This window comes from Syntrophomonas sp. UBA5494, assembly GCF_002426325.1.
Genome location: NZ_DIPG01000144.1, coordinates 4,907 through 8,316, shown reverse-complemented (window position 1 = coordinate 8,316; position 3,410 = coordinate 4,907). Strand labels below are relative to the sequence as shown.

At 52.8% G+C, this 3,410-nt stretch carries 3 protein-coding genes; all 3 read right to left on the bottom strand.

What is annotated here, in order from left to right; all coding sequences use genetic code 11:
• Window positions 1-193 precede the first annotated feature (193 nt).
• The gene (locus B3W37_RS16285; protein WP_481038995.1) at window positions 194-895 is read right to left on the bottom strand and encodes a tRNA 2-thiocytidine biosynthesis TtcA family protein; all 702 of its coding nucleotides are present in this window, start codon (window positions 893-895) and stop codon (window positions 194-196) included.
• A gap of 292 nt (window positions 896-1,187) precedes the next feature.
• Window positions 1,188-2,477, bottom strand: a complete 1,290-nt coding sequence (locus B3W37_RS16280) for a (Fe-S)-binding protein (RefSeq protein WP_483176449.1) — start codon at window positions 2,475-2,477, stop codon at window positions 1,188-1,190.
• A 33-nt stretch (window positions 2,478-2,510) separates the two neighbouring features.
• Window positions 2,511-3,410 (bottom strand): FAD-binding oxidoreductase (locus B3W37_RS16275; RefSeq protein ID WP_483176448.1); only part of this gene is annotated, 900 nt, incomplete at its 5' end.

Here is a 3,410-nt window from a genome sequence, read left to right as displayed (position 1 = left end):
ATCTGGTTTCTGATGTAACCCAAAATCTGCTCTTGACGGGGTGTTAAATCCTCAGGCACTGGGAATCCCTCCCATCATGTTTGTCAACATTATAGCATACCCCGGCTGATAAAAACACATGTTCGCATGTATTTAACCGGCTGCGGGGAACTGATAAAATGGCTTTGGTCGTTTGTCACTGCCGACAGCCCGCCTATACAGACCAAAAACAATCGGGGGCGGCGTTTTCCAGACTTGACAAAAAACGTTGTCTGGCACCAGGGAACTGGGCTTCAATGATGTCCAACACCTGTTTGACTTCATCCCGCTTGGTCTGCCCGCTGGCCGGGCAGCGCGAAGCCATCACCGGCAGCTTAAGGGAGGCCGCGCATTTCTCAATATCCGCTTCGGCAACATAAACCAAGGGGCGAATAAGGGTAACATCCATTCGATCCAGGTAGGTTCTGGGCTTAAAGACATGGAATCGCCCTTCAAAAAGCATTGATAAAAAGAAGGTATGAACCGCATCATCCATGTGATGGCCTAAAGAAACCTTATTGCAGCCGATATCCCTGGCGATGCGGTTTAAGGCGCCGCGGCGCAGATTGGCGCACAGCGCGCAGGGGTTTTTTTCCCGTCTGTTTTCGAAAACGATACGGCCTATATGGGTGTGCTCCACCCACAATTCCAAACCCAATGATTCGCAATAATCGGCGACAGCCTGATGGTCCTCGCCCCAGCCCATATCCAGCATCACTGGAGAGATGGAGAAGTTCACCGGAGTGTATTTCTGCACCAGCGTGAGGAAGTACAGCATGGTCAAACTATCTTTGCCCCCGGAAATTCCGGCCAGAATTCGATCACCCTCCTCGATCAGGTTGTACTTCAGGCTGGCGTCGCGCACCTGTTTAAACATATGTTTAATCCGTCGCTGGCTCAATTGGCGGCACTCCCATTCCTGCAAATGGCAAAAGTTAAGCAAACACTTCTGCTGTCAAATATCCAACAACTCGTTTTTCCAGCTCGCTCTCCGGTGTTGATCATGTGCCGATCAAGCGAATAGCAAAGCGGTTTCCTGTTATGAAGCGGGTAAACTTGATAAAATGAATCATTGGCCTCAAATCTCTTTCATTACCATTAATTATATCCTAATATTACCAATATAAAAGCCTGGTTGGGTTAACAACCAGGCCGGACTCGTAATGGTTCTATACTGCGGCCGGAGCCGGTTCATAAGCTCGATTCAGCAATACCACGGGGTGCAGAACCTCGGCATTCCAATTGCTGCGCTTGCAGCCGAAGTTGAGCTGCATTATGCAGCTGGGGCAGCAGGTGGCCAGGATGTCAGCCCCGGTGGATGCCGCGTTGGACATCTTTTTGTCCAGGATTTGCATGGAAAGCTGGTGATGGGTGACCGAATAGGTTCCAGACCCGCCGCAGCAACTGGCTGCATGGGGCATTTCCACCAGCTCCACCCCGGGGATGCGGCGCAGCAATTCGCGGGGCTGCTCGGTGATCCCCTGGGCATTAACCAGGTGGCAGGGATCGTGGTAGGTGACCCGCCATTTCCGGTCGATCTTGACATCAACTTGAATATCTAGAACATCAACCAGGAAAACGGTTAGATCCATAACCCGGGCTGCGAATGCAGCGCCATCCTCCTGGTAGGAGGTGCCTTCCAGCACAAACTTCAGGTTCTTCTTGGAAAGGGTGGCCGAACAGGAACCGCAGTCAGTGACGATATAATCCACATTGAGTTTTTCAAACAGTTTGAGGTTGTGTATGGTCAATTGTCGGGCCACATCCATTTTGCCATTGGCAATATGAGGCAGGCCGCAGCATTTCAGGCCTTCAGGGATAAAAACCTCACAGCCGTTGCGGCTCAAGACGTTCACCGCTGCCTGAGCGATCTCGGGATTTAGAAAATCCGTGCCACAGCCCAGGAAATATCCCACCCGGTATCTGCTTTCACCCTGGGCCGGGGTGTATGCCGAAAGCTGGCTGCGGGCCGAGTGGGGCGGAATATTATCCAGTATCTTTTCAGCATCTTTCAAGTCGCCCGGCAAGAGCCGGGTCAAACCGATATTGCGGGCCAGCTTCTGCAGCCCCAGCCGCTGGGCCAGACTGGCCACTTTAATAGACTGCTTCATCATCTCCGGTTTGGTCCAGAAGTTCCCGAACAAGAAGTCCTTGCCGCGGTTGGGGTTTTTATCGTTCAAATAGGCGCGTGCGGCCGCATTTAATTCATGTACATCGATGCCGGAGGGGCAATTTGCCGAACAGGTCTCACACATCAGGCACTGCCCCAGCTTCTCATAGACCTCGGGGCTGGGCTCGACCTTGCCGTCACGCAGCATCTGCACCATAAAGACGTGTCCACGCGGGGCGGCGCTCTCTATACCTATTTCACCAAACACCGGGCAAAGCTCCCGGCATTTGCCGCAGCGCACACATTTCATAATCTGTTCTTTTACTGGCGGCAGTTCTTTAAATTCCATATTAATCCTTCCTTCTAAATCTGGTCCTTGGCTTTAGAACAGCTTGCCAGGATTCATAATGCCTTTGGGATCGAAGGCGGCTTTTACCTTTTTCATATAATCAACCGCCGGGCCGTGTTCAAGCACCGCATAACCGCGTCGGGCGGCACCAACCCCGTGCTCGCCGGTAGTGGACCCGTTCATCTCTATGGCCAGCAGATGGATTTCATCTACCAGCTTTTTTACCAGTTCCACTTCTTCCGGGTTTTCAGGATTAATAACCGGAGCACAGTGCACATTGCCGTCTCCGATGTGGCCGTAATTAACCACTTGTATTCCGTATTTTTCACCCAGGGCGCGGATGGCCCGCAGGACGTCGGCTACTTTTGATATAGGGACACTAATATCTTCTCCCGCAAAAATCCGGCTGCCGTCAGCTCTTACCCGGGCCGCGGCGGTGGCGGTGATACTGCGGCCTTCCCATAACTCCGCCATGCGTTTCTTTTCAGTGGACCATTCCACCTGGCGCGCCCGGCGGCCGGCCACTTCTTTTATAATCTGGCCTTCATATTCCACCCCGGGCGGGTTGCCGTCCACTTCAAACAGCAGTATGGCTTCGGCCTCAGGCAAGTTGATGTGCGGTTTGAAATCGTTTACCGCCTTGATGGCAGAACCGTCCAGTATCTCTATCCCCGAAGGCAAAACTCCGGCTTGATACACTTCCAATACGGTGGCCGGGGCGTCATCTAAATGGTCGAACACCGCCATGGCAATGCCCCGCGCTTTGGGACGGGGGAAACAGCGCAGGCGAATCTGGGTGACAATCCCCAGAACCCCTTCAGAACCGACCATCAATTTGGTAAGGTTTAAACCCGAAACATTTTTGATGCAGCGGGCCTGCTGACCACCGGTTATGATTACATCACCGGTGGGGGTGACCACTTCCAATCCCAG

Coding starts and splice junctions, on each gene's coding strand:
- B3W37_RS16285 (WP_481038995.1), bottom strand. CDS start 895: ATGTTTAAACAGGTGCGCGACGCCAGCCTGAAGTACAACCTGATCGAG.
- B3W37_RS16280 (WP_483176449.1), bottom strand. CDS start 2,477: ATGGAATTTAAAGAACTGCCGCCAGTAAAAGAACAGATTATGAAATGT.